General features: G+C 74.2%; 21 protein-coding genes. 14 read left to right on the top strand and 7 right to left on the bottom strand.

Annotation, left to right across the window (positions count from 1 at the left end):
- Positions 1-103 precede the first annotated feature (103 nt).
- Complete coding sequence (locus tag ACIQUT_RS19880; protein WP_403564231.1) at positions 104-1543, top strand: peptidoglycan recognition protein; 1440 nt, start codon at positions 104-106, stop codon at positions 1541-1543.
- Positions 1544-2049: 506 nt separating this feature from the next.
- Positions 2050-3081, top strand: coding sequence for a DNA-3-methyladenine glycosylase family protein (locus tag ACIQUT_RS19875; RefSeq protein WP_403564230.1), 1032 nt, complete (start codon positions 2050-2052; stop codon positions 3079-3081).
- Positions 3082-3446: 365 nt separating this feature from the next.
- Here ACIQUT_RS19875 and ACIQUT_RS19870 read toward each other — a convergent pair whose 3' ends face one another.
- The 3 genes from ACIQUT_RS19870 to ACIQUT_RS19860 all read right to left on the bottom strand — a co-directional run bounded on the left by ACIQUT_RS19870 (position 3447) and on the right by ACIQUT_RS19860 (position 6392).
- Positions 3447-4757 carry a coenzyme F420-0:L-glutamate ligase gene (locus ACIQUT_RS19870; protein WP_403564229.1) on the bottom strand — a complete coding sequence of 437 codons (1311 nt, stop codon included), beginning with the start codon at positions 4755-4757 and terminating at the stop codon, positions 3447-3449.
- Complete coding sequence (gene cofD / locus ACIQUT_RS19865) at positions 4754-5713, bottom strand: 2-phospho-L-lactate transferase (protein ID WP_403564228.1); 960 nt, start codon at positions 5711-5713, stop codon at positions 4754-4756. Before cofD ends, ACIQUT_RS19870 begins: the two co-directional genes overlap by 4 nt.
- 130 nt (positions 5714-5843) lie before the next feature.
- Positions 5844-6392: a cysteine dioxygenase gene (locus tag ACIQUT_RS19860; protein WP_403564227.1), complete on the bottom strand. Its 549-nt coding sequence runs from the start codon at positions 6390-6392 to the stop codon at positions 5844-5846.
- Between the two features lie 728 nt (positions 6393-7120).
- On the opposite strand from ACIQUT_RS19860, the gene ACIQUT_RS19855 reads away from it, so the two are divergent.
- From ACIQUT_RS19855 to ACIQUT_RS19845, 3 genes are all read left to right on the top strand, one after another.
- Complete coding sequence (locus ACIQUT_RS19855) at positions 7121-7384, top strand: WhiB family transcriptional regulator (protein WP_003983763.1); 264 nt, start codon at positions 7121-7123, stop codon at positions 7382-7384.
- A 196-nt stretch (positions 7385-7580) separates the two neighbouring features.
- On the top strand, positions 7581-11393 hold the full coding sequence (locus ACIQUT_RS19850; protein WP_403564226.1) for a glycosyltransferase family 2 protein: 3813 nt from the start codon (positions 7581-7583) through the stop codon (positions 11391-11393).
- Positions 11390-12868, top strand: coding sequence for a DUF5719 family protein (locus ACIQUT_RS19845; RefSeq protein ID WP_403564225.1), 1479 nt, complete (start codon positions 11390-11392; stop codon positions 12866-12868). The genes ACIQUT_RS19850 and ACIQUT_RS19845 overlap by 4 nt, the downstream gene beginning before the upstream one ends.
- A 90-nt stretch (positions 12869-12958) precedes the next feature.
- Here ACIQUT_RS19845 and ACIQUT_RS19840 read toward each other — a convergent pair whose 3' ends face one another.
- Positions 12959-13438, bottom strand: a complete 480-nt coding sequence (locus ACIQUT_RS19840) for a metallopeptidase family protein (RefSeq protein WP_403564224.1) — start codon at positions 13436-13438, stop codon at positions 12959-12961.
- 138 nt (positions 13439-13576) lie between these two features.
- Between ACIQUT_RS19840 and ACIQUT_RS19835 the strand changes: the two genes are divergently transcribed.
- The 6 genes from ACIQUT_RS19835 to ACIQUT_RS19810 all read left to right on the top strand — a co-directional run bounded on the left by ACIQUT_RS19835 (position 13577) and on the right by ACIQUT_RS19810 (position 19425).
- Entirely contained in the window at positions 13577-13957 is a 381-nt protein-coding gene (locus ACIQUT_RS19835) for a DUF3499 domain-containing protein (protein WP_403564223.1), read from the top strand.
- A 146-nt stretch (positions 13958-14103) separates the two neighbouring features.
- Positions 14104-15474: a phosphomannomutase/phosphoglucomutase gene (locus tag ACIQUT_RS19830; protein ID WP_403564222.1), complete on the top strand. Its 1371-nt coding sequence runs from the start codon at positions 14104-14106 to the stop codon at positions 15472-15474.
- A gap of 256 nt (positions 15475-15730) precedes the next feature.
- Positions 15731-15916, top strand: a complete 186-nt coding sequence (locus tag ACIQUT_RS19825; RefSeq protein ID WP_054222355.1) for a Trm112 family protein — start codon at positions 15731-15733, stop codon at positions 15914-15916.
- Positions 15917-16012: 96 nt separating this feature from the next.
- A complete protein-coding gene (locus ACIQUT_RS19820) occupies positions 16013-17149 on the top strand; it encodes an SIS domain-containing protein (RefSeq protein ID WP_403564221.1) in 1137 nt (378 codons plus the stop codon).
- Positions 17150-17192: 43 nt separating this feature from the next.
- Positions 17193-18350, top strand: coding sequence for a mannose-6-phosphate isomerase, class I (gene manA, locus ACIQUT_RS19815; protein ID WP_403564220.1), 1158 nt, complete (start codon positions 17193-17195; stop codon positions 18348-18350).
- A gap of 106 nt (positions 18351-18456) precedes the next feature.
- Positions 18457-19425 carry a cation diffusion facilitator family transporter gene (locus tag ACIQUT_RS19810; RefSeq protein ID WP_403564219.1) on the top strand — a complete coding sequence of 323 codons (969 nt, stop codon included), beginning with the start codon at positions 18457-18459 and terminating at the stop codon, positions 19423-19425.
- 168 nt (positions 19426-19593) lie between these two features.
- Here ACIQUT_RS19810 and lepB read toward each other — a convergent pair whose 3' ends face one another.
- Complete coding sequence (gene lepB / locus ACIQUT_RS19805; RefSeq protein ID WP_403564218.1) at positions 19594-20301, bottom strand: signal peptidase I; 708 nt, start codon at positions 20299-20301, stop codon at positions 19594-19596.
- 321 nt (positions 20302-20622) lie between these two features.
- On the opposite strand from lepB, the gene ahcY reads away from it, so the two are divergent.
- Positions 20623-22059, top strand: a complete 1437-nt coding sequence (gene ahcY, locus ACIQUT_RS19800; protein ID WP_403564217.1) for an adenosylhomocysteinase — start codon at positions 20623-20625, stop codon at positions 22057-22059.
- Between the two features lie 88 nt (positions 22060-22147).
- Positions 22148-22771 carry a hypothetical protein gene (locus ACIQUT_RS19795; RefSeq protein ID WP_403564216.1) on the top strand — a complete coding sequence of 208 codons (624 nt, stop codon included), beginning with the start codon at positions 22148-22150 and terminating at the stop codon, positions 22769-22771.
- Positions 22772-22793: 22 nt separating this feature from the next.
- Here ACIQUT_RS19795 and ACIQUT_RS19790 read toward each other — a convergent pair whose 3' ends face one another.
- Positions 22794-23102, bottom strand: coding sequence for a hypothetical protein (locus ACIQUT_RS19790; protein ID WP_403564215.1), 309 nt, complete (start codon positions 23100-23102; stop codon positions 22794-22796).
- Positions 23103-23133: 31 nt separating this feature from the next.
- A complete protein-coding gene (locus tag ACIQUT_RS19785) occupies positions 23134-24117 on the bottom strand; it encodes an RDD family protein (protein WP_403564214.1) in 984 nt (327 codons plus the stop codon).
- 125 nt (positions 24118-24242) lie between these two features.
- Between ACIQUT_RS19785 and ACIQUT_RS19780 the strand changes: the two genes are divergently transcribed.
- Positions 24243-25250 (top strand): stage II sporulation protein M, encoded by a 1008-nt coding sequence (locus ACIQUT_RS19780; protein ID WP_403564213.1) that lies wholly within the window; start codon positions 24243-24245, stop codon positions 25248-25250.
- Positions 25251-25645 lie beyond the last annotated feature (395 nt).

The following is a 25645-nucleotide window of genomic DNA, read 5'->3' as shown; positions in this document are numbered from 1 at the left end:
GGCCCGCGGCTCACCCGACCGGGGGAGCCGCACCCCGCGGCGAGCAGACGGGCCGTCAGCTCTCCGATGGCGGTTCGTTGTGCGTGTGCCCAGCATCGCTTGCATGCGTGGATCACTTGCCTCCGCGGTCGGCGTCGCGACCGCCGCCGCCCTCGCCCTGCCGCTCGCCCTGTCCACCCCGGCCCTGGCCGAGTCCTCCCCCACGGCCCCCGCCGGCTCCACCCGGTCCCTGCCGCTCGCCCCCCTCGGGCCCGCGGCCGACCGCCCACCCGGCATCCCCGGCATGAGCACTTCACCGCGCCTGCCCGAAGCGCGGGGCCTCGCCGCCCGCGAGGTCGAAAGGTTCTCCATGGTCGGCGTCGTCTGGGACGACGCCGGCACCCAGCTCTTCGGCCGCGTCCAGGTCCGTACCCGCTCCACGAGCACCGGGACCTGGTCCGGCTGGCAGGACGTCGAAACCCACAACAGCGAGCACGCCCCCGACCCCGAAGCGCTCGAACGCGGCACCGGCCGCATCCGCGGCAGCACCGCCCCGCTGTGGGTCGGCGAATCCGACGGCATCGAAGTCCGCGTCCAGGCGGAACCCGGCACCCCGACCCCGGCCACGGCCACCCGTGCCACCCCCACGGCCTCCCACCTCCCCTCCGGCCTGCGCATCGAACTCGTCGACCCGGGCACCGCCGACCCGCCGGCGGCCGGAGACGCCAAGAACGGCACGGACGACGCGACCGGTACGGCCGGTACGGCCGGCGGGCCGGGCGACGACGACAAAGGCGACACCGTCGCCCTGCCCGGCCTGTCGACGGCCACGGCGGAAGCCTCCTCCGCCAACATGCCGCACGCCCCCCTCGGCGCCAAGGAGATCACCGCCCTCAACCGGGACGACTCCATCGCCGACGCCGCCCTCTCCGGCGACGGCGCCATCAGCAGCACCCCGTACATCGGCCCGCGCCCCCGCATCATCACCCGGCTGGGCTGGGGCGCCGACGAGTCCCTGCGCGAGAAGGCCTTCGCCTACACCAGCACCGTCAAGGCGGCCTTCGTCCACCACACCGCCTCCGGCAACAACTACGCCTGCAAGGACGCCCCCGCCGTGCTGCGCAGCCTGTACCGCTACCACGTGGTCAGCGCCGGCTGGCGGGACTTCGGCTACAACTTCGCCGTCGACAAATGCGGCACCGTGTACGAAGGCCGGGCGGGCGGAGTCACCAGGCCGGTGCTCGGCGCACACACCATGGGCTTCAACACCGACAGCATGGGCATCGCCGTCATCGGCACGTTCGCGAGCACCGCCCCGCCGGCCGCCGCCGTGGACTCGGTGGCCGCGCTCACGGCCTGGAAGCTGGGACTGTTCAACCGGGACCCGCGGGCCGTGACCACGCTCAAGTCGGGCGGCGGGAACCTGTACGCCAAGGGCAGCAGCGTGAAGATGAACGTGATCTCCGGACACCGGGACGGCTTCGCCACGGAATGCCCCGGCAAACTCCTGTACGGCCAGCTCCCGCCGACCCGCACCGCCTCAGCCAGACTCCAGGGCCGCTGACCCTCGCCGCCGCCCGGCCGCGCAGTTCCCCGCGCCCCTACCCGGGCCTCCGGACCCGGCGCCCGACCGCGACCCGCGGGCGGCCGACCGCGCAGTTCCCCGCGCCCCTGGTGGGCCTCCGGGTCCGGTGTTCGTCCGCGGGCCGTGGTTGGCTGATCGCGCAGTTCCCCGCGCCCCTGGGGGGTGTCCCGTGCGGCACGGCGTTGGAAGCGTGGGACATCCCGAGGCACATGCCCGCGCCTGCAAGGCCGCTGCAGCGCGGGGCGATGCCTCAGGGGCGCGGGGAACTGCGCGATCGGCCTCCGACGGCCTGCAGCCAAGGGCCGCACCGGGAGGCGCATGCCTGCGCCTGCAAGGCCGGTGCAGCGCGGGGCGGTGCCTGAGGGGCGCGGGGAACTGCGCGATCTGCCACCGCGGCCCGCAGCCGGACCCGGACCCGCGGGCGCGGCCCCCGGGCCGCACCGGCACGCGGCAGGCCCCCACACGCCCGGCGATACCCTCATGGCATGGCCGGCCGCTTCGACCCCCTGACCCGCACCGCCGTCCGCGGCGGCCGCACCACCGTGCCCGCATCCACCGGCACCGGCACAGGCACCGGTACCCCGGCAGCGGCCGGATCCCGGCGCCGGGTATGGACCCCCGAGGGCCCCGTGGACCTGGGCCTCACGCTGGGCCCGCTGCGCCGCGGCCCCCACGACCCCACCTTCCGCGTCACCGCCGACGGCTCCGTCTGGCGCGCCAGCCGCACCCCCTTGGGCCCCGCCACGCTGCGGGTCGCCGCAGACCGCGCCACCGGCACGGTCCATGCCGAGGCCTGGGGCCCCGGCGCGGAGTGGATCCTCGACGGCCTGCCCGCGCTCCTCGGTGCGGAGGACGACCCTTCCGTCTTCGTCCCCCGCCACCGCCTGGTGCACGCCAGCCACCGCAACCGCCCCGGCCTGCGCCTGACCCGCACCGGGCTGGTCCTGGAGTCGCTGATCCCGACCGTCCTGGAGCAGAAGGTCACCAGCGACGAGGCGTACCGCTCCTGGCGCCGCCTGGTCCGCGCGTTCGGGGAGCCCGCGCCGGGCCACGGAAACCCCGGAACCCCGGACATGTACGTGATGCCGGACGCCCGCACCTGGGCGCTGATCCCGTCCTGGGACTGGCACCGGGCCGGGGTCGACGCGAAGCGCTCCGGAACCATCGTGCGGGCCGTCCGGGTGGCGGCCCGGATCGAGGAGGCCGCCGCCATGCCGCAGGGGGCGGCCGCGGCCCGGTTGGAGGCCGTTCCCGGCATCGGGCCGTGGACCTCGGCCGAAACCCTCCAGCGCAGCAACGGCGACCCGGACGCCGTCACCACCGGCGACCTGCACCTGCCCGGCATCATCGGCTACGCCCTGGCCGGCGACCGGGACGCCGACGACGCCGCCATGCTCGAACTGCTCGCCCCGTACGCGGGCCAGCGCCACCGTGCGGCCCGCCTGATCCTCCTGGCCGGCCGCACCCCACCCCGCCGCGCCCCCCGCATGTACCGCAACGACATCGCCCACCTCTGACAAAACCACTCCCACACGGCCCGCCGCCCCAGCCCCCGCGGGCCCGCAGCCAAGCACCGCACCGGGAGGCACATGCCCGCGCCCGCAAGCCGCTGCCACACGGGCCGCCGCCTCAGGGGCGCGGGGAACGGCGCGCTCAGCCCCACGGGCCCGCAGCCAAGCACCGCACCGGGAGGCACATGCCCGCGCCCGCAAGGCCGCTGCCGGGCGGGTCGATGCCTCAGGGGCGCGGGGAACGGCGCGATCAGCCCCCACGGCCCGCAGACGGGCACCGGGCAGCCCGCGACCGGCCACGGCGGGCGGGAGCCGGCCCGCGGCGGGCGGGAGCCGGCCCGGCCGCGGCGGACGTGCCCGGTCGGGGTGGGTCAGCGGACGGCGATGAAGGGGTCCGCGGGGCGGGGAACCCGCTCGCGCGGCGCCGCGGCGGGATGCCCGATGGCCACCGCCCCCATCGGCTCCCAGTCTTCCGGCAGCCCCAGCACCTTGCGCACGACGTCCCGGCAGAACATCGTCGACGACACCCACGCCGACCCGAGCCGTTCTCCGGCCAGCGCGACCAGGAAGTTCTGCACGCCGGCGCCGGTCGCGACGACGAACATCTCCCGTTCGGCGGCGTCCCGCCGGGCGTGCCCGTACGTGTGCGCACCGTCCATGACCATGCAGGGCACGGCCAGGTACGGCGCGTTCCGCAGGACGTCCCCCCGCCGGATCCGTTTGGTGATGGATTCCTCGGTTTTGCCGTCGCGCCGCAGGTCTTCTATCCAGGCGTCCCGCATCGCGTCGAGGAGTTCGCGCCGCGCGGCCTCGGATTCGAGCAGGACGAACCGCCACGGTGTCGTGTGGTGGGGCGCCGGGGCGGTGACGGCGGCTTCGACGGCCCGCCGGACTGCGGCGGGGTCCACGGGTTCGGCGGTGAAGGCCCGTACGGTGCGGCGCTGTGTGACGGCTTCCCGTACCGCTTCGGAGGTGCCGAGGCGGAACATGTCGTCGGTGGCGGTCCGGACCAGTTGGGCGGCGGTGCTGCCGTCGCCGAGCATGTGCCCGAGCCCGCGTACGACGGCGACGGGCAGTCCGGCGGCCTTGCCCTTGACGAGGTCGCCGGCGGCGGCGAGTTCGTCGGCGGTGGCGACGACGGTTGCGCTGAGCGGGTTGCCGTGTGCGTCGGTGCCGCCGCGCAGGTCGTCGAGGACGTGGACGCCGGCGGCGCCGATGGCCACGTCGGTCAGCCCGGTCCGCCAGGGCCGTCCGAAGGTGTCGGTGACGATGACGCCGACGTCGACGGAGAGCAGTTCGCGCAGTCCGGCGCGGATTGCGGCCGCGGAGGCGTCGGGGTTCTCGGGCAGCAGCAGGACGGTGCCGGGTTCGGTGTTGGAGGCGTCGACGCCGGCGGCGGCCATGACCAGGCCCTGCCGGTTTTCGACTATCCGCAGCGGGCCGCGGCGTGCGACGACCCGTACGGTCTCGGCGTCTATGGCTTCTTCGCGGGAGTCGGCCCGGACGATGCGCCCCTCCGCCTTGGAGACGATCTTCGAGGTGACGAGGAGGATGTCGCCGTCGCGAAGTTCTGGCGCCGCGTCGGCGACGAGTCGGGCCAGGTCGTCGCCGGGTCGGACTTCCGGGATCCCGGCGACGGCCCACACCTCGTACGAGGGCGACGGCGGCGGGGGCACCCTCACCGGGCGGCCTCCGCCAGGGCCAGTGCGGCGCGGGCCATCTCGGCGGTGGCGTCGAGGTCGGTCATCATCAGCGGCACGGCCCGGCAGGCGATCCCGGCGGCTTCCACTTCGGCGACGGCGTCCGCGTCCGCGGTGTCGACGAGCCAGCCGTCGATGAGGTCGGCGCCGTAGTGGCGGGCGACGGCGGCGGCGGTGGCTTCGACCCCGACGGCGGCCAGCACCTTGTCGGCCATGCCGCGTACGGGGGCGCCGCCGACGATGGGGGAGAGGCCGATGACGGGCGCCGCGGCGGCGGCGACGGCCGCGCGGATGCCGGGCACGGCGAGGATGGTGCCGACGGAGACGACCGGGTTGGACGGCGGGAAGAGGATGACGTCGGCGGTGGCGATGGCTTCGAGCACGCCGGGTGCGGGCTTGGCCTGTTCGGCGCCGACGGGTACGACGGCCTCGGCGTCGACGGAGGCGCGCAGCCGGACCCAGTACTCCTGGAAGTGGATGACGCGGCGTTCGCCGGTGCCGGTGTCGGTGACGGCGACGTGGGTCTCGACGCGGTCGTCGGACATGGGCAGCAGCCGGACGCCGGGCTGCCAGCGGTCGCAGAGGGCTTCGGTGACGGCGCTCAGCGGGTAGCCGGCGCCGATCATCTGGGTTCGGACGATGTGGGTGGCGAAGTCGCGGTCGCCGAGGCCGAACCAGGTGGGTCCGACCCCGTACGCGGCGAGTTCCTCCTTGACGGTGAAGGACTCGTCGGTGCGGCCCCAGCCCTGTTCCTCGTTGATGCCGCCGCCGAGGGTGTACATGACGGTGTCGAGGTCGGGGCACACCTTGAGCCCGAACAGGTGGATGTCGTCACCGGTGTTGCCGATGACCGTGATGTCCGCGTCGGGGACTGCCGACTTGAGTCCGCGGAGGAAACGGGCGCCGCCGATACCGCCGGCCAGAACAACAATGCGCATGCAGACAGTCTGTCAGCCGCAGGCTGTCCTTTGAGGGGCGGTGGTCGGGCGACGGGTGGGACTGTCAGCCGCAGGCTGTCCTTTGAGGGGCGGTGGTCGGGCGACCGGCGGGACTGTCAGGCGCGCCCGGTCAGACGGAGAGGGCCTCGGGCCGGGCGGGGGAGCAGTTGTGCATGGGCATCTCGGTGAGGCCGGGGAAGTAGATGTGCAGGCTGATCGCGCCGTCGAGGCTGTCGTTGACGACCTCGTGGGCGTACCCGGGGGCGAAGACGCGCTGGGAGCCGGCCCGGAGGGTGAGGGCGCCGCGGGTGCTGTGCTCGGTGAGGGCGCCGTCGAGGACGGTGAGGACGCCGGAGGAGGCGCCGTGGTCGTGCAGGCCGCTGCCCTGGCCGGGGACCCAGCTGAGCAGCCAGACCTCGTAGCCGATGGGGGCACCCCCTGCTCGAGCGGAGCCGAGAGCTTGGGGGACTGTGCGCAGGCGGTGGTACCAGCGGGTGGTGGCGTCGTAGCGGACGAGGTGCTGCCAGCTCGCGCGGTCCTCGGCGATGGAGCGGGCGAGGCCGACGAACTCGGCGACGGTGGTCGGGTGTTCGCGGGCGGGCTGGAGGAGGTGCTGGACGGCGAGGATGTCACCGGCGATCTGGAGGTCGCTCTCCGTGACCGCCGGGCGGTCGGCCACCGGGCCGGCCGCGGTCGCGGAAGCGGAAGCCGAAGCAGAAACGGAAGCAACAGAAACGGAAGCGGAAGCAGTGGGTGCGGGGGTGCGCATCGCGGGGGTCCTCGGGGATGTCAGGGGTGCTGGCGGTTGCTGTGGGGGTGGCCGGAGCTCAGGGGAGCCGGGGGCTCCGGAGGCATCAACAGCTGCAACAGCAACAGCGGACCTGGGCAGCACACAGGAACCCACGAACGGGGGTCCTCTTGGTGGCTGCGGTCGCTGACATGGAGATAAGGAGAGCGGGTGTGGGGCCGGACTGTCAACTCAATGACCGGTTTGGCGGAAAAGGTTCATCTGATCCGGTTAACACGATCGGAGAAAGGTTTGTGCACCCCTCGACCGGGGAGATGGCGCTGCGGGTACCGCTGTTGCCCCGTTCAAACGTGCGATGCCAACTCGTGATCGGAATGTGATCTGTGCCGCTTCTTTGGCCGGATTGCAACCGGTCCGCAGGGTGCCGCGTCGATTGCGGGTGAAGTGGGCGCGGTTGGACGTCAGTGGCTTGTGTCACGATTTTTGGCGATTTGATCACTTTCTGCATAGCCTTGGTTCCGCAGAGTGAATAAGGGCCCCAATAGCAGATCCCAGCTTGACTGCGCTGGAGCCCCCCACTTGTAATTTCACTCGTGTCGTTACGTAGCGATGAGTAACGACGCCACCACGGGGATGCACAGACAGAGCGAGGGGCGCACATGACCGAGCTGTTTCAGGAACTGCTGGTCGAGGAAGCGGACGAAGAGCTCGGATGGCAGGAGCGCGCCCTGTGCGCTCAGACCGACCCCGAGTCCTTCTTTCCCGAGAAGGGCGGCTCCACCCGCGAGGCCAAGAAGGTCTGCCTCGCCTGCGAAGTCCGCTCCGAATGCCTTGAGTACGCCCTCGCCAACGACGAGCGATTCGGCATCTGGGGCGGCCTGTCCGAGCGCGAGCGCCGCAGGCTGAAAAAGGCCGCCGTCTGACCGCTCCCGCCACCCGCCGGACAACTCCACAAGCACACCACACGGTCCGCCTCCTGCACCTTCCCCGCAGGAGGCGGACCGGCGTGTTCCCAGCCGTTAGTGTGGCGCTGTCCAGCAGCCTCCGAGGGGCACACCACCCCCGGATCCTCCCTCCGGCCGCCCGGGGGGACCCCCAGGCCGGAGGGCCAGTAGAGCGATGTCCCTGCACAGTCAGTCGACGGCCTCCTACCAGGCTGACGCCACTCCCCAGTTCCCCCGGCACGTCGTCACCGCGGTCCTCGTCTCCCACGACGGGGCACGCTGGCTCCCCCGGACGCTCGCCGGGCTCCTCGGCCAGGAACGCCCCGCCCAGAACCACGTCGCCGCCGACACCGGCAGCGCCGACGACTCGGCCCGGCTGCTCTCCGAGGCCCTCGGCGACGACCGCGTCCTCCACCTCGCCCGCCGCACCGGATTCGGCGCCGCCGTCGACGAGGCCGCCCGCTCCGCAGGCACCCTCACCCCCGAGGACCTCCCCTACCTCAAGCGCCCCAGCGGCTGGGACCCCGTCAGCCGCACCTGGCGCGACGACACCTACGACCTCCCCGACCTTCCCCACGGCGAACCCGTCCAGTGGCTGTGGCTGCTCCACGACGACAGCGCCCCCGAGCCCGACGCCCTCACCGAACTGCTGCGTGTCGCCGAGGAGAACCCCGACGCCGCCGTCATCGGCCCCAAACTGCGCGGCTGGTACGACGACAAGCAGCTCCTCGAAGCCGGCGTCACCATCGCCCGCAGCGGCCGCCGCTGGACCGGCCTCGACCGCCGCGAACAGGACCAGGGCCAGCACGACCAGGTCCGCCACGTCCTGTCCGTCTCCACCGCCGGCATGCTCGTACGCCGCGACGTCTACGACGACCTCGGCGGCTTCGACCGCCGCCTCCCCCTCATGCGTGACGACGTCGACCTGTGCTGGCGCGCCCAGAGCGCCGGCCACACCGTCCTCGTCGCCCCCGACGCCGTCCTGCGGCACGCCGAGGCCGCCGCCCGCGAGCGCCGCACCGTCGACTGCGCCGGCCGCAGCGCCGTCAGCCCGCACCGCGTCGACAAGGCCGGTGCCGTCTACACGATGCTCGCCAACACCTCCGGCCGGGCCCTCCCGTACGTCCTGCTGCGCCTGATCACCGGCACCGTGCTGCGCACCCTCGCCTACCTCGTCGGCAAGGCCCCCGGCCAGGCCGTCGACGAGTTCACCGGCCTCCTCGCCACCCTGCTCCGCCCCGGCCGCCTCCTCGGCGCCCGCCGCCGGCGCGGCCGCCCCGCCGTCCCCGCCAAGGAACTGCGCCCCCTCTTCCCTCCCCCCGGTGCCACCGTGCGGGCCGGCGCCGAACAGCTCGCCGGATACCTCGGCAGCGGCCGCGACACCGACAGCGCCGCCGCCGTCGGCCGGCACGGCGGAGCCGTCGAGTCCGGCCCCGGCGGCGAGGACGCCGACTACCTCCACGTCGAACAGTTCGCGCGCCTGAAGCGGATCGCCCGCAACCCCGCGCCCCTCCTCTTCGCCCTCCTCCTGCTGGTCTCCGTCATCGCCTGCCGCGGCCTCATCGGCGGCGGCTCCCTCATGGGCGGAGCCCTGCTGCCCGCCCCCGACAGCGGCCTCGACCTCTGGCACCGCTACACCCGCGACTGGCAGCCCGTCGGCACCGGATCCACCGCCGGCGCACCCCCGTACCTCGCCGTCCTCGGAGCCCTCTCCACCCTGCTCCTCGGCTCCACCGACGCCGCCCTGACCCTGCTGCTCGTCTGCTCGGTCCCGCTCGCCGGACTCACCGCCTACTTCGCCTCCCGGCCCCTCGTCGGCTCCCGGCTGCTGCGCGCCTGGGCCGCCGTCGCCTACGCCTTCCTGCCCGCCGTCACCGGAGCCCTCGCCGGCGGCCGCCTCGGCACCGCCGTCCTCGCGATCCTGCTCCCGCTCCTCGCCCGCTCCGCCGTCTCCGCCCTCGGCCTCGGCGCCGCCGGCACCGCGGCCGGCGCCCCCGAGCAGCGGGGCGGACGGCGCACGGTGTGGACGTACACCCTCCTGCTGACCCTGGCCACCGCCTTCACCCCCGTCGTGTGGCCGCTCGCCGCCGTCCTCGGCACCGCCGCGGTGGTGCGGCGCCGCGCCGAGTGGAAGGCGTACGGGCTGCGGCTGCTCGCCTCCCTCACCGTCCCGCTCCTCGTCCTCGCCCCCTGGTCCACGGGCCTGCTCCGGCACCCGGGCCGCCTCCTGGACGAGGCCGGCCTGCCCGGCGCCGCAGGCCAGGCCGGCGCCCTCGACCTCATCGGCCTCAGCCCCGGCGGCCCCCGCACCCCCGGCGGCCTGATCCTCCTCGGCATCGTCCTCGCCGCCCTGGCCGCCCTGCTGCGCGCCGAGCGGCGGCTCGCCGTCCGTGCCGCCTGGACCGCCGCCCTCGCCGCGCTGGCCCTCGCCGTCGTCCTGGGCCGCACCGGCTGGGCCGGACCCGCCGTCCTCGTCCACGGGCTCGCCCTGCTCGCCGCTGCCGCCGTCGGCGCGGACGGGGCCAAGGAGCGCGTCGCCGCCAGCAGCTTCGGCTGGCGCCAGCCCGCCGCCGCCCTGATCGCCCTCGCGGCCGCCGCCGGCCCGCTCCTCGCCGCGGCCGGCTGGGCGCTCTCCGGCGCCGCCGGCCCGCTGGAGCGGCGCAACCCGGTCCAGGTTCCCGCCTTCGTCGCCGAAGAGGGCGGCACCCGCGACCAGGCCCGCACCCTCGTCCTCGGCGGCAGCTCGCCCGCCGCCGTCTCCTACACCCTCGTACACGGCTCCGGCGGCAGCCTCGGCGACGCCGAAATCGCCGCCGCGGCCGGCAGCACCCCGGCCCTCGACAAGGTCGTCTCCAGCCTCGTCGCCGGCTCCGGCGCCGACCAGAGCGACCAGCTCAGCGGATACGGCATCCGCTACGTCCTGGTCCGCTCGGGGTCCCCCCGCCCCGGCGGGGCCGAGAGCGGGGGAGGCGCCCCGCAGCAGATGCACAAGGTCCTCGACACCACCCCCGGCCTCAGCCGGCTCAGCCAGCTCGACGGCGCCGCCCTGTGGCGCGTGGACCGCCAGGTCGCCCGCGCCGTCATCGTCTCCGGCAAGCCGGGCGAGGCCCCGATCCCGGTGGCCTCCGGCCCCGTCGAGGCCCACACGAGGATCCCGGCGGGCGAGGCCGGCCGCGTCCTGCGCATCGCCGACAGCGCCGCCCCCGGCTGGCGGGCCACCCTCGACGGCGAGCCGCTCAAGGCCAAGACCCTCGACGGCTGGGCCCAGGGCTTCGAACTGCCCGCCGCCGGCGGCCGCCTCGACCTCGTCCACGAGGACTCCCTCCCCCGGACCGCCTGGCACTGGGCGCAGGGCGCGCTCGTCCTGCTGCTGCTCGTGATGGCCCTGCCCGGCCGCCGGGTGAGCCTCGACGACGACCTGCCGGACGAGGACGCCGCCGCCGACCGGCCCGCCCCCGGCGAGGCCGGCGAGGGCCGCCGGGCCCGCCGCCTGCGCGCCGAGACCGACGGGGCGGCCGCTCCCGCCGCCGGCGCCGCGGCCGAGCCCGCGGGAGCCGTCGCCGACCCGTACGCCGGGATCCCCGCGCAGCCCGTCTACGGGGAGGAGGCCTACGCGTACCGGTCGTACGGCGACCAGGGCTACGGCGACCAGGGCTACGGGAGCCAGGTGTACGGCGACCAGCCGTACGCCGGCCAGGGCTCCGCCGACCAGGGCCAGGCCTACGGGCAGCAGGCCGCGCAGCAGCCGTACGTACCCGCCCAGGCCGCAGCGGACCACGGGCAGTACCCGTACGACCGGCAGGGCCACGCCCCGCAGGGCCACGACCTCCACCAGGCCTACCCCCAGCAGCCCCAGCAGCCCCAGCACCCGCAGCAGCCACACCAGCCGTACACCCCGCAGCCCTACGACCCGCACCCGTACGAGCAGCAGCCGTACGACGCCTACGGACAGCACGACCAGCGTCCCGACGGGAGCCACCAGCAGTGAAGCAGCGCGCACCCCTGACGCTGGCGGCCGCCGCCGCGGCCCTCGCCGCCTTCGCCGGCCTCGCCCACCTCACCGCGCCCGCCGCCCCGGCCGCAGCCGACGGCGCCAAGGCGGCCGCGGCCCGGATGCCGGTCGAGCGGTCCGAGCTGGTCTGCCCGGCGCCCAGCTCCTCCGACATCGCCGAGACCACGTACACGGCGATCACCCCCGGCGCGGCCGGCGGCGGCAAGGGCTCGGCCCGCCTGCTCGGCGCCGCCAAGGAGGCCAAGCCCGTCCTGGAGCTCAAGGAGCGCGGCAGGCCGGCCGGGGCGACCGCCTCCGGCGCCGAGGCCCCCGGCCTGGCCGGCATCGCCGACGGCGTCCTCGCCCCCGGCTGGACGGCCCAGCAGACGACCAAGGTCTCGGTGGGCCGGGCCCGCGGCCTGCTCGGCGTCGGCTGCACCGCCCCAGGCACCGACTTCTGGTTCCCCGGCGCGAGCACTGCCAAGGGGCGCGAGGACTACGTGCACCTCACCAACCCGGACGACACCGCGGCCGTGATCGACATCAAGATGTTCGGCCCGGACGGCGCGGTCAAGGACGAGACCGGGGTCAGCGAGAACATCCGCATCGACCCCCGCTCCACCAAGGCGATCTCGCTGGCCTCCCTCGCGCCCGGCAAGGAGCTCGCCGACGTCACCGCCCACGTGACCACCCGCGCCGGCCGCGTCGGCGCCTCGCTCCAGGCCGGCGAGGAGGGCGTCGGGGCGGACTGGCTGCCGGCCTCCGCCGACCCGGCCCCCGCACAGGTGCTGCCCGGGATCCCCGCGGACGCCACCTCCGTGAAGCTGGTCGCGTTCGCGCCCGGCGAGGAGGACGCCGACCTCTCCGTGAAGCTGGCCGGCCCGAACGGCCCGATCAGCCCCGCCGGCAACGAGCAGCTGCACCTCAAGGCCGGCATGACGGCGAGCGTGGACCTGGGGAACGTCACCCGCGGCGAGGCGGGCTCGCTGCTGCTGGCCCCGGCCGACCCGAAGAAGGCCGTACCGGTCGTGGCGGCGCTGCGCGTGGTCCGCGGCAGCGGCGCCAAGCAGGAGCTGGCCTTCGTACCGGCCGCCGGACCGGTGGGGGCGCGGGCCACCGTCGCCGACAACCGGGCCGACGAGAACGCGAGCGTGCTGTCGCTGACCGCGGTCGGCGCCGACGCGAAGGTCAAGGTCACGGCCTCGCCGGGGACGGAGGCGGGCGAGCCGGCCGCGAAGGAGGCCACCGTCAAGGCGGGCACCACGCAGACCGTCTCCCTGGCCCCGGGCGGGGCGAAGGGCGCCTACGCGCTGACGGTCGAGACCCTCTCCGGCGGCCCGGTCCACGCGGCCCGCACCCTGACGCTGCCCCACGAGGGCATCGTGATGTTCACCGTCCAGACCCTGTCCGACGACCGCGGCATGGTCCCGGTGCCCCGGGCCGTCCAGGACCTCTCGGTGCTCACCCGGTAGCCGGCCGCGGCGCGCCCCCGCGCCGCGCACGGCGTCGTACGCGTGACGCCGTGCGCGCGGCATCGCACGCGTGACGTCGTGTGCGCGGCGTCAGTCCTGCCCGTACCGCGGGTCCACCGTCTCCGGGGACAGCCCCAGCAGCTCCGCCACCTGCTCCACCACGATCTCGTGCACGAGCAGCGCCCGGTCGTCCCGCGTCTTCGACCGGATCTCCACCGGCCGCCGGAACACCATGATCCGCGCCGGCCGCCCCGGGCCCGACGCCTCCGACAGCGCACCCAGCGGCACCGCCTCGTCGCTCCAGCCGGCGTCCGGCCCGCCCGGCGGCCCCGGCACGTCCGCGACCAGGAACTCCACCTCCGCCAGCTGCGGCCAGCGCCGCTCCAGCCGCTCCACCGAATCCCGTACGAGGTCTCCGAAGAGCTCGGCCCGGCTCGCGGACAGCGGCACCTGGGGCGGGGCCACCGGGCCGCGCATCCCCCGCCCGTGCCGGTCGCGGCGGCGGACGCGCGGCTCGGCCGGGGGTTCTGCGGGATGCGGTGCGCGGGGTGGCACGGGACTGTCGGTCACCCCCGCAGCGTAGCCCCGAAACGGGCCCCGACCGGGGCGTTTCGGGGGCCGCCGGGCCCCGTCGCGGGGGCGACACGGGGGAGTGACCGGCGGGAGAGTCGTCGCGGCCCGGTCAAGAGTGCGGTACCGTCCAACGTCGTGAGCCTTGTACGTCGCTGTTCGCGCACCGCGTGCGGCCGCCCTGCCGTCGCGACCCTGACGTACGTCTACGCCGACTCGACCGCAGTTCTCGGCCCGCTCGCCACGTACGCCGAACCCCACTGTTACGACCTGTGCGCCGAGCACTCCGAGCGTCTGACCGCACCCCGCGGCTGGGACGTCGTGCGCCTGACCGACGGGTCGGGCCCGTCCCGCCCGAGCGGCGACGACCTCGAAGCGCTGGCCAACGCCGTCCGCGAGGCGGCCCGCCCGCAGGACCGCGCCGCCGAGGCCGGCCGCGGACCCGCCCAGGGCGGCCCGGCATCCGGCGGGGAGACCCGCCGCGGGCACCTGCGGGTGCTGCGCTCCCCCGACTCCTGACGGCCCTCGACTCCCGACGGCCGCCTACTCCCGACAGCCGCCGACTCCCGGCGGCCGTCCCTTCCGTGAACACCGCGGCCCGATCGGACGATCTCCCTGCACGGTAGGTTGGGCCACCGCACAGGACCATTCAGGAGGGGCAGGCAGTGGCCGCAGATTTCTCGAACATCGTCAAGGCGTACGACGTACGCGGCGTCGTGCCCGACGAGTGGGACGAATCGCTGGCCGAGCTGTTCGGTGCCGCCTTCGTCGAGATCACCGCCGCCACTGCGATCGTCGTCGGCCACGACATGCGGCCCTCCTCGCCCGGCCTGTCGGCCGCCTTCGCGCGCGGCGCCGCCGCCCGCGGCACCGACGTCACCCTGATCGGGCTGTGCTCCACCGACCAGCTGTACTACGCCTCCGGCAAGCTCGACCTGCCCGGCGCGATGTTCACCGCCTCCCACAACCCGGCCCGCTACAACGGCATCAAGCTCTGCCGCGCCGGCGCCGCCCCCGTCGGCCAGGACACCGGCCTGGCGACGATCCGCGAGCTTGTCGAGAAGTGGTCCGACGAAGGCCTCCCCGCGGTCCCCGAGGGCACCACCCCCGGCACCGTCACCGAGCAGGACACCCTCCTCGGCTACGCCGAACACCTCAAGTCGCTCGTCGACGTCGGCGGGATCCGCCCCCTGAAGGTCGTCGTGGACGCGGGCAACGGCATGGGCGGCCACACCGTCCCGACCGTCTTCGACGGCCTGCCGCTGGAGCTCGTGCCGATGTACTTCGAGCTCGACGGCACCTTCCCGAACCACGAGGCCAACCCCCTCGACCCGAAGAACATCGTCGACCTCCAGGCCCGCGTGCGCGCCGAGGGCGCCGACCTCGGCCTCGCCTTCGACGGCGACGCCGACCGCTGCTTCGTCGTCGACGAGCGCGGCGAGGGCGTCTCCCCGTCCGCGATCACCGCGCTCGTTGCGGCCCGCGAGCTCGCCCGCAACGGCGGCACCGGCACCGTGATCCACAACCTGATCACCTCCTGGTCCGTGCCCGAGGTCGTCCGCGAGAACGGCGGCACCCCCGTCCGCACCCGCGTCGGCCACTCCTTCATCAAGGAGGAGATGGCCCGCACCGGCGCCATCTTCGGCGGCGAGCACTCGGCGCACTACTACTTCAAGGACTTCTGGAACGCCGACACCGGCATGCTCGCCGCGCTCCACGTCCTCGCCGCCCTCGGCGGCCAGGAAGGCCCGCTCTCCGGCCTCGTCGCCTCCTACGACCGCTACACCGGCTCCGGCGAGATCAACTCCACCGTCGCCGACCAGGCCGCCCGCATCGCCGCCGTCAAGGCCGTGTACGGCAGCACCGACGGCGTCACCCTCGACGAGCTGGACGGCCTCACCGCCACCTCCGCCGACTGGTGGTTCAACCTGCGCCCCTCCAACACCGAGCCGCTGCTGCGCCTCAACGTCGAGGCCCGCGACCCCGGGACCCTCGCCCGGGTCCGCGACGAGGTCCTCGCCCTGGTCCGCGCCTGACCGGCCCGCCCCAGGGCCGGCCCGCCCCAGGCCGGCCCGCCCCGGCCGGAGCGCGCCACTGCCGGACTGCGCCCGACCGGCCCGCATCCGACCGGCCCGCGCCCGACCGGGCCGCGCCAGGGCCGGCCCGCGCCCGACCGGCCCGCCCCAGGGCCGGCCCGCGCCCGACCGGGCCGCGCCACCGCCGGGCCGCGCGAGACGCGACCCGGCGGTACGCTGACCTCGCCCAATCCGCATGTTCGAAGGGAAGCGCCCCATGCCGCTCGAAGCCGGCCTTCTGGAGATCCTCGCCTGCCCCGCCTGCCACTCTCCCCTGGAGGACAAGTCGGCCGACGAGACGGCTCCCGAGCTGATCTGCACCGGCCGGGACTGCGGCCTCGCCTACCCGGTCCGCGACGGCATCCCGGTCCTCCTCGTGGACGAGGCCCGCCGCCCCGCCTGAGTACGCACCAGCCGCACGACGCACAGGGCGCCCGTCGCAGCGCCGGGCGCCCGAGCAACCGAGTCGCCCGCCCTTCTGAACCAGCCGGAGGCCGCCATGCTCGACGAGTCGCTCCTCGACGCACCGGAGGAGCTCGCCCGCGCCGACCGCCGCGGCCTGCTCCGCGGCGCCGCCGAGGCCGGGGCCAGAGTCCGCACCGCAGCCCGGCACGCCGGCGAGGCAGGCCTGGCGGACCTGCGCCCCGACGGCCGGCCCCGCGCCGTCCTCATCGCCGGCCCCGGCACCGCCGCCACCGGCGTGGCCGACCTGCTCGGCGCCCTCGCCGGAGCCTCCGCCCCCGTCACCCGGCTGCACCCCACCGGCGTCGCCCACGCCCCCGGCGCCCTGCGCTGGACCCTGCCCGGCTGGGCCGGCCCCGTCGACCTGCTGCTCATCACCACCACCGACGGCGCCGAACCCGGCCTCGCCGTCCTCGCCGAGCAGGCCTACCGGCGCGGCTGCACCGTCGTCGCCGTCGCCCCCGAGCGCTCCCCGCTCACCGAGGCCGTCGACGCCGCCCACGGACTCCTCGTCCCCATGGCCAAGGCCCCGTACCAGGAGTACGACGAGTCCGCCGCCGCCGGCCCCGGCGCGCTGTGGGCCCTGCTCACCCCGCTCCTGCTGCTCCTCGACAAGGTCGGCCTGATCACCGCCGACCCCGAGGCCCTCCAGCGCGTCGCCGACCGCCTCGACCGCACCGCCGAACGCTGCGGCCCGGCCATCGCCACCTACTCCAACCCCGCCAAGACCCTCGCCGCCGAGCTCGCCGACTCCCTCCCCCTCATCTGGAGCGAGGGCGCCGGCGCCGGCCCGGCCGGCCGCCGCTTCGCCGCCACCCTCGCCGAGCTCGCCGGCCGCCCCGCCCTGGCCGCCGACCTCCCCGAGGCCCTCCCCGCCCACGGTGTGCTGCTCGCCGGAGCCTTCGCGGCCGGCGCCGACCCCGAGGACTTCTTCCGTGACCGGGTCGAGGAGCCGCAAGCCCTGCACGCCCGCGTCGTCCTGCTGCGCGACCGGCCCACGGGCGGACTCTCCGCCGCCCCGGCCGCGCGTGAACTCGCCCTCAGCCACGACACGGCCATCAGCGAGCTCGAACCCGAGGAGGGCGGCGAGCTCGAACAGCTCGCGGAACTCCTCGCCGTCACGGACTTCGCCACGGCCTACCTCGCGCTGGCGGCCACCCGGGGACACGGCTGAGCACGGTCCCGTGCCTGCCCTACATCCAGGAAGACGGACGACGATGGACCGCCTGACGAACACGATCCGCCCCTACGCCTGGGGATCGACCACCGCGATCCCCGGGCTCCTCGGCGTCGAGCCCACCGGAGAGCCCCAGGCCGAACTGTGGATGGGCGCCCACCCCGGCGCGCCCTCCCGCCTCGACCGCGGCGCCGGCGAAACCACCCTCGCGGACGTCATCGCCGCCGACCCCGAGCGCGAGCTCGGCGCCGCCGCCGTCGCCAAGTTCGGCCCCCGCCTGCCCTTCCTCTTCAAGATCCTCGCCGCCGGCGCCCCGCTCTCCCTCCAGGTCCACCCCGACCGGGAACAGGCCCGCGCCGGCTACGCCGAGGAGGAGCGCCGCGGCATCCCCATGGACGCCGCCCACCGCAACTACAAGGACCCCAACCACAAGCCCGAGGTGCTCTGCGCGCTCACCCCCTTCGAGGGGCTGTGCGGCTTCCGCCCGCCCCTGGAGGCCGCCCGGCTCCTCGCCGGCCTGGAGGTCGACTCCCTCAAGCCGTACGTGGACCTGCTGCGGGCCCACCCCGAGGAGGCGGCCCTGCGCGAGATGCTCACCGCCGTACTCACCGCCGACCGCGCCGAGATGGCCCACTCCGTCGCCGAGGCCGCGGCCGCCGCAGAACGGCTCGGTGGCCCGTACACCCCGTACGCCACCCTCGTGCACCACCACCCCGGCGACCCGGGCGTGATCGCCGCCATGCTGCTCAACCACGTCCGACTCCAGCCCGGCGAGGCCATGTTCCTCGGCGCGGGCGTCCCCCACGCCTACCTCGACGGCCTCGGCGTCGAACTGCTCGCCAACTCCGACAACGTGCTCCGCGCCGGACTCACCCCCAAGCACGTCGACGTGCCCGAACTGCTGCGGATCGTCCGCTTCGAGCCCGGCGACCCGGCACTGCTGCGCCCCGAGGGCAACGGCGAGGAGGTCTACGAGACCCCCATCGACGAGTTCCGGCTCTCCCGCTTCACCCTCGCCCCCGGCGCCGCACCCCGCACCCTGCCCTCCGGCGCCCCGCAGATCCTGTTGTGCGCGGCGGGCCGCCCGAAGGCCGGTGAACTGGCCCTCGCCCCCGGCGAGTCGGTGTTCGTGCCGGCCGGCGAGGAGGCCGAACTGTCCGGGACGGGCACCGTCTACCGCGCCACCGTCGTCCTCTGACGCCGCCGCCCGGACCGGAGCCCGCGCCGGCGGCTGCAAGAATGTGCGGCCGTAGCGCGGCGCCCCGGCCAGGGCCGCCGTACCGAGGAAGGGACATCAGGCACCCATGAGTGCGTCGGGCGGTACCAGGGCGATCGTGGCGGCACTTGCCGCCAACCTCGCCATCGCGGCAGCCAAGTTCGTGGCCTTCGTCTTCAGCGGCTCGTCGTCGATGCTCGCGGAGAGCGTCCACTCGCTGGCGGACTCCGGAAACCAGGGCCTGCTGCTGCTCGGCGGGAAGAAGGCCCAGCGCGAGGCGACTCCGCAACACCCCTTCGGGTACGGGCGCGAGCGCTACATCTACGCGTTCCTGGTCTCCATCATCCTGTTCTCGGTCGGCGGCATGTTCGCCCTCTACGAGGGCTACGAGAAGATCAAGCACCCGCACCCGGTCGAGGACTGGTACTGGCCGATCGGCGTCCTGGCCTTCGCGATCATCGCGGAGAGCTTCTCCTTCCGCACGGCGATCAAGGAGTCGAACGAGATCCGCGGCGGCCTCACCTGGCGCCAGTTCGTCAAGCGGGCCAAGGCCCCCGAGCTGCCGGTCGTCCTCCTGGAGGACCTCGGCGCGCTGGTCGGCCTCGTGCTCGCCCTGTTCGGCGTCGGCCTCGCCCTGCTGACCGGCGACGGCGTCTGGGACGGCATCGGCACCCTCGCCATCGGCGCCCTGCTCATCCTGATCGCGATCGTCCTGGCCGTGGAGACCAAGTCCCTGCTGCTCGGCGAGGCCGCGGGCCTGGAGGAGATCGAGAAGATCAAGGCCGCGGTCGTCGACGACGAGACCGTGACCGGCCTCATCCACATGCGGACCCTGCACCTGGGGCCCGAGGAGCTCCTCGTCGCCGCCAAGATCGCCGTCCGGCACGAGGACTCGGCGGCGACCGTCGCCGCGGCGATCGACGCGGCAGAGGCCCGCATCCGCGAGGCGGTCCCGATCGCCCGCGTGATCTACCTGGAGCCGGACATCTACAGCGAGGAGGCGGCGGCCGCGGGCAACGACCCGGCCGCCACCCCGGGCGGCCCCGCCACCCACTGACCCGGGCCCCACTGCTCACGGAGAAGCCCCCGCAGCACACGCTGCGGGGGCTTCTCCGGTTCGGCAGCGCCCCAAAGGGGCGCGGGGAACTGCGCGACCAGCCGCAACGGACCCGCAGCCAACCGCCGGCCGACACCTCCCGCGGAGCGCCCCGGCTGCTGGCCCGGGTCAGGGCGTCGGAGCCGTCGGAACCCGCGACTCCGCCTCCGGCGCTGCCGCCCCGCACCGCAGGGCCCGCCGCCGGACCACCCACGCGCCGGTCCCGAGACCGCCGCCGACCAGAAGGACGGCGAAGCCGGCGAACATGACGCCGCCGGCCACGATCAGCGCCGTCGGCCGCTCCACGGCCTTGCCGGTCACCGCCGACAGCGGGAGGGAGCCGTGGCCCGGGTCGCCGGTGCGGAACGCGGAGTCCAGCGAGTTCCCGCGGTTGTCCCCCATCACGAACATCCGGCCCTCCGGCACCGTGACCTCGAAGGAGACGGCCGCCGGCAGCCGCCGGTCCTTCAGGTACGGCTCCTCCAGCGGCTGCCCGTTGAGCCGGAGCGCAGCGTCCCCCGCGCGGTACGCGATCCGGTCGCCCCCGAGCGCCACCACCCGCTTGATCCCCGGGCCTCCCAGCCGCCACCCGGGAGCGTCGAAGAGCACCACGTCCCCGCGCCGGACGCCCAGTTCTGCGGCGTCGCCCAGCGCGAAATAGGCGATGTCCCCGGGCCGGTACGCCGGATACATGCTCTCCGAGGGCACCGAGTACCCCCGGACCGCCTGCTGGTTCACCGCGAGCGCCCATACCGCCGGCACGGCGACCATCACCGTCCCCAGCGCCAGCAGCGCTCTCGCCCAGATCCCCAGTCCCCGCCCCGGCCCGCGCCCCATGAATCCGCCCTTCCGCATATGTGTGGTGGCCGGAAGCGTACGGAACCGGACCGGATCCGCGCATCGCAGCCGCCCCCAGGCACGAATACCGGACCGACCGGTCTCTTTTTCTTGATCTCTTTCCCCGATCCACTGGGGTCCGCCCGGTGATCGGTGTAGATTCGACACCAGTGTCAGGCGTCGCTGCTGATGGCGGTCGGGCGGTCCTCACGACCGGCCGAGGGGAGAGAGGGCCCCCGACGGACTGAGTGCTCGGTGCACCGCCCCAGGCGATGCGCGGCTCAGCCGTACCCACCTCTCGAACCATGAGGAGCAGCACCCGTGGACTTCAAGGTCGCAGACCTTTCCCTTGCCGCCTTCGGCCGCAAGGAGATCACCCTGGCCGAGCACGAGATGCCGGGTCTGATGTCGATCCGCCGCGAGTACGCGGAGGCGCAGCCGCTGGCCGGCGCCCGCATCACCGGCTCGCTGCACATGACCGTGCAGACGGCCGTCCTGATCGAGACCCTGGTCGCCCTGGGCGCCGAGGTGCGCTGGGCCTCCTGCAACATCTTCTCCACCCAGGACCACGCGGCCGCCGCCATCGCCGTCGGCCCGAACGGCACCCCGGAGAACCCGCAGGGCCTCCCGGTCTTCGCCTGGAAGGGCGAGACGCTGGAGGAGTACTGGTGGTGCACGGAGCAGGCGCTGACCTGGCCGAACACCCCCACCGGCGGCCCGAACATGATCCTCGACGACGGTGGTGACGCCACCCTCCTCGTCCACAAGGGCGTCGAGTTCGAGAAGGCCGGAGAGGCTCCGGACCCGTCGACGGCGGACTCCGAGGAGTACGGCCACATCCTGACCCTCCTCAACCGCACGCTCGCCGAGAGCCCGCAGAAGTGGACGCAGCTGGCGTCCGACATCCGCGGTGTCACCGAGGAGACCACCACCGGCGTCCACCGCCTGTACGAGATGATGCAGGAAGGCACCCTGCTCTTCCCGGCGATCAACGTGAACGACGCCGTCACCAAGTCGAAGTTCGACAACAAGTACGGCTGCCGCCACTCCCTGATCGACGGCATCAACCGCGCCACCGACGTCCTCATCGGCGGCAAGACCGCCGTCGTCTTCGGCTACGGCGACGTCGGCAAGGGCTGCGCCGAGTCCCTGCGCGGCCAGGGCGCCCGCGTCATCATCACCGAGATCGACCCGATCTGCGCCCTGCAGGCCGCGATGGACGGCTACCAGGTCACCACCCTGGACGAGGTCGTCGAGACCGCCGACATCTTCATCACCACGACCGGCAACAAGGACATCATCATGGCCGCCGACATGGCCAAGATGAAGCACCAGGCCATCGTGGGCAACATCGGCCACTTCGACAACGAGATCGACATGGCCGGCCTGGCCAAGGTCGAGGGCATCGTCAAGGACGAGGTCAAGCCGCAGGTCCACACCTGGACCTTCGCCGACGGCAAGGTCCTGATCGTGCTGTCCGAGGGCCGCCTGCTCAACCTGGGCAACGCGACCGGCCACCCCTCGTTCGTGATGTCGAACTCCTTCGCGGACCAGACCCTGGCCCAGATCGAGCTCTTCACCAAGCCCGAGGAGTACCCGATCGGCGTCTACACGCTGCCCAAGCACCTGGACGAGAAGGTCGCCCGCCTCCACCTCGACGCCCTCGGCGTCAAGCTGACCACCCTCCGCCCGGAGCAGGCCTCGTACATCGGCGTCGACGTCGACGGCCCGTACAAGCCGGACCACTACCGCTACTGATCACACCCCCGCGGTAGCAGCACCACACCCAGGCAGGCCCCCGGCGCGCGTCGCCGGGGGCCTGCCCCTTACCCGAGGAATCCGCCCCATGCCCCGCGGCCGCTACTCGCTCCACGACCCCCACGACGGCACCCCCCTCGGCGAGGAGCACTTCAACTGCGCCCCCGGCCCCTCCGGCTGGCGCTACGTCTCCCAGCTGACCGGCCCCGACGGCGACCACCGGGGCTCCGTCGACCTGGCCGTCGACGAACTCGGCCGCCCCATCCGCCTCGAAGTCAACGCCGCGAGCTGGCAGGTCCGGGGCGCCGCCATCGACGGCGTCACCTGGGTCCGCTCCGACCCCACCGGCACCGAGGCCACCGAGGGCAACGTCCGCGCGGCCGCCTTCACCGGCACCTCGCCGGCCTTCCTCGTCGCCACCGCCCGCCTGCTGCGGCCCGCCCTCGGGGCACCCGCCACCCGGGTCCGGCTCGTCGCCCTCACCGACCCGGTGCTGGCCCCCCGTACGGTCGACCAGGCCTGGGCCCTCGTCGGGCGCACGGAGCACGCGACGGACAGCGGGCCCCTCGTCGTCGACGAGTACCGGGTCACCGCTCTGGACACCGGCGAGGTCCACACGGTCCACCTGGCCGGGGACGTGGTCCTGTCGGCCCCGGGCATCGAGCTCGAACACCTGGAGACCCCGCCGTCGGCGTTCCCGCCGCAGGCCTGACCGGCCGCGGTCCCCGATCCGGTCAGTACTCCTCGTCCGGAAAGCCCCACCGGACCGCCGGCCTCGCATCCGGCGCGACCTCGGCGACCGTCGCCGCGAAGGACTTCTCGAACTCGGGCTGCCAGAGGTAGAAGCGCGACACGCACAGCGGGAAGTCCGACTCCCCGGAGACGAAGTACGCGCCGCCGTCGTCCACGGCCACGCCCAGGGTGACCTGGTTCTCGACGCATTCCTCGTACATCAGCTGCGTCAGGGCCCGGACGACCGCCCAGGCCTGCGCCTCGTCGGCGACACCGGTGACGTCGAATGCAAGATCGATGTTGACTGACATGGCGGCAGGGTAGGCGGCCCCACCGACAGCCCTACGCGGGCGGCGCGAACCCCGTCTTCCGCACCGGCTCGCCACCCGACGGCGGCGCGGCCGCGGCGGTCGGCGCGGGCACGGGGGCGGGCGCGGGCATGGTCGTGGGCGCGGGAGCGAAGGCCGGCGCCGGCGCGGGCGTGTGCCACGCGGCCGCCGCGGGCACCGCCACGGGCGGCCCGTACGCACCGGCCGCCCCCACGGCCCCGCCCGGAAGGGCGCCCGGCATGCCGGCCCCCGCGGCGAACGCCCGGGCTGCGTCCCGCGACTGCCGCTCGTGCAGCACGGCCATCAGGAACGCCGCCGCCGGCACCCCGGCCGGCGCGGGCGCCCCCGTACGGGCCACCAGGTCGTCCGCCAGCTTCGCCGCCATCGCGGCACCCACCTGCGGGTCCAGCTGGTTCATCCGGGTCAGGTACTGGCGTATCGCCAGCCACAGCCCCTCCGGCACCGCCGACAGGTCCAGCCCCGTGAACCGCCCGGCCAGCCACGGCGGGGGCGCCGGAACCGGCATCACCGGCGCCCCCGGCACCCGCTCCCGTATGACCAGGGTCCCCCCGAACACGTCTCCCAGCCGCCTCCCCCGCGCCGACACGAGCGAGGCGATGCAGGCCACGGACCCGAAGCTGAGCAGCAGCTCCACGACCCCCATGGCCCCGCGCACCAGCGCGTGCCGGAACCGCACCGGACCGCCGTCGTCCCGGACCACCCGCAGCCCGCAGGCCAGCTTGCCGAGCGACCGCCCGTGGCTGAGCGTCTCCACCGCGATCGGTACGCCGACCAGCACCAGCAGGAAGCCCGCGACCGCGACCGCGGCCTGCGCGGCCTCGTCCAGGGACGCGGTCGCGTAGGCCAGCCCGACCGTGATCACCATGTAGCCGGTGACGTACACGACCAGGTCGAGGAAGAAGGCCAGGGCCCGACTCGGCAGCCGTGCGGGCCTCAGCCCCAGGACGACCGCGTCCCCCGTCACCAGATCACTCACTGCTGCACACCTTCCCGCGCCCGGACCCACCCCTTGGCCACTCAGTCTGCCAAGCTGACCACGGAAGAAGTAGCGCCGAAGGACGCCCGGCGGCAGGGGCCAGGGGCAGGGGGAGCGGCAACCGCATGGATCTCGACGTCTTCGTCACGGCCCACCGGGCGGAATGGGACCGCCTCGAACAGCTGCTGGGCCGCGGCCGGCGGCTGACCGGCGCCGAAGCCGATGAGCTCGTCTCGCTCTACCAGCGGACCGCCACGCACCTCTCCCTCATCCAGTCCAGCACCCCCGACCCCATGCTCACGGGCCGGCTCACCCAGCTCGTGGCCCGGGCCCGGGCCACCGTGACGGGTGCGCGGCGCGCGAGCTGGCGCGACGCGGCCCGCTTCTTCACGGAGGGCTTCCCGGCCGCCGTCTACCGAAGCCGCCGCTGGTGGATACCGACGGCGGTGCTCTCCACCCTGCTCGGGGCGCTGATCGGCTGGTGGATCGCGACGCACCCGGAGGTGCAGGCGGCGATCGCCGCGCCGGAGGAGCTGAAGGCGCTCACGCAGCCCGGGGGCGGCTACGAGACGTACTACTCCAGCCACCCGGCGGCCTCCTTCGCCGCCAAGGTGTGGACGAACAACGCCCAGGCGGCCGCGATGTGCCTGGTGCTGGGCGCGTTCCTGGGGATCCCCGTGCTCTGGATCCTCTTCCTGAACATGGTGAACCTCGGCGTCGGCATCGGCCTGATGACCTCCGCCGACCGGCTGGACGTGTTCCTCGGCCTGATCCTGCCGCACGGCCTGCTGGAGCTGACCGCGGTGTTCGTGGCCGCGGGGACGGGCCTGCGGCTCGGCTGGACCGTCATCGACCCGGGGCCCCGCACCCGCCGCACCGCCCTCGCCGAACAGGGCCGGGCCGCCCTCGGCATGGCGATCGGCCTCGCGGTCGTCCTGTTCGTCTCGGGCCTGATCGAGGGCTTCGTGACCCCGTCCGGCCTTCCCACCTGGGCACGGATCGGCATCGGCATCGCCGCCGAGGCCGCGTTCCTGGCGTACGTGTACGTGCTGGGCGGCCGGGCCGCACGGGCCGGCGAGGCGGGCGACGTGGAGGCCGCCGACCGCACGGCCACCCTCCCCACCGCCGCCTGATGTGCGTACACGCCGGCTGAGCTGCTAGTCTCCTCGTCGTCCCGGAAAGACCGTTGACACGGTCGGACCGGGGAGGTAGATTCGAACGGTTGCCTCGAACTGGACAGTTCGGCAGCGACGGTTTAGAATCGACTTCGCCCCCAGGGAATCCAATTCAAGTGGGGCACACCGACTCCTCATCCAGGAATCCGAAGCCGGGAAATCCGGTGGAAAACTTCTGATAGAGTCGGAATCGCCGGAAAGGGAAAACGCGAAAGCGAAGAACCCGGAAAGCGAAGCGCGAAACACTCTGATAGAGTGGGAAACGCAAGAACGAAAGCCCGGAGGAAAGCCCGAGAGGGTGAGTACAAAGGAAGCGTCCGTTCCTTGAGAACTCAACAGCGTGCCAAAAATCA

It is taken from the genome of Streptomyces sp. NPDC090445 (genome assembly GCF_044769385.1).
Taxonomy (GTDB): domain Bacteria; phylum Actinomycetota; class Actinomycetes; order Streptomycetales; family Streptomycetaceae; genus Streptomyces.
Note: the sequence above shows the minus strand (reverse complement) of the source record. Positions and strands in the feature narration are given on the sequence as shown.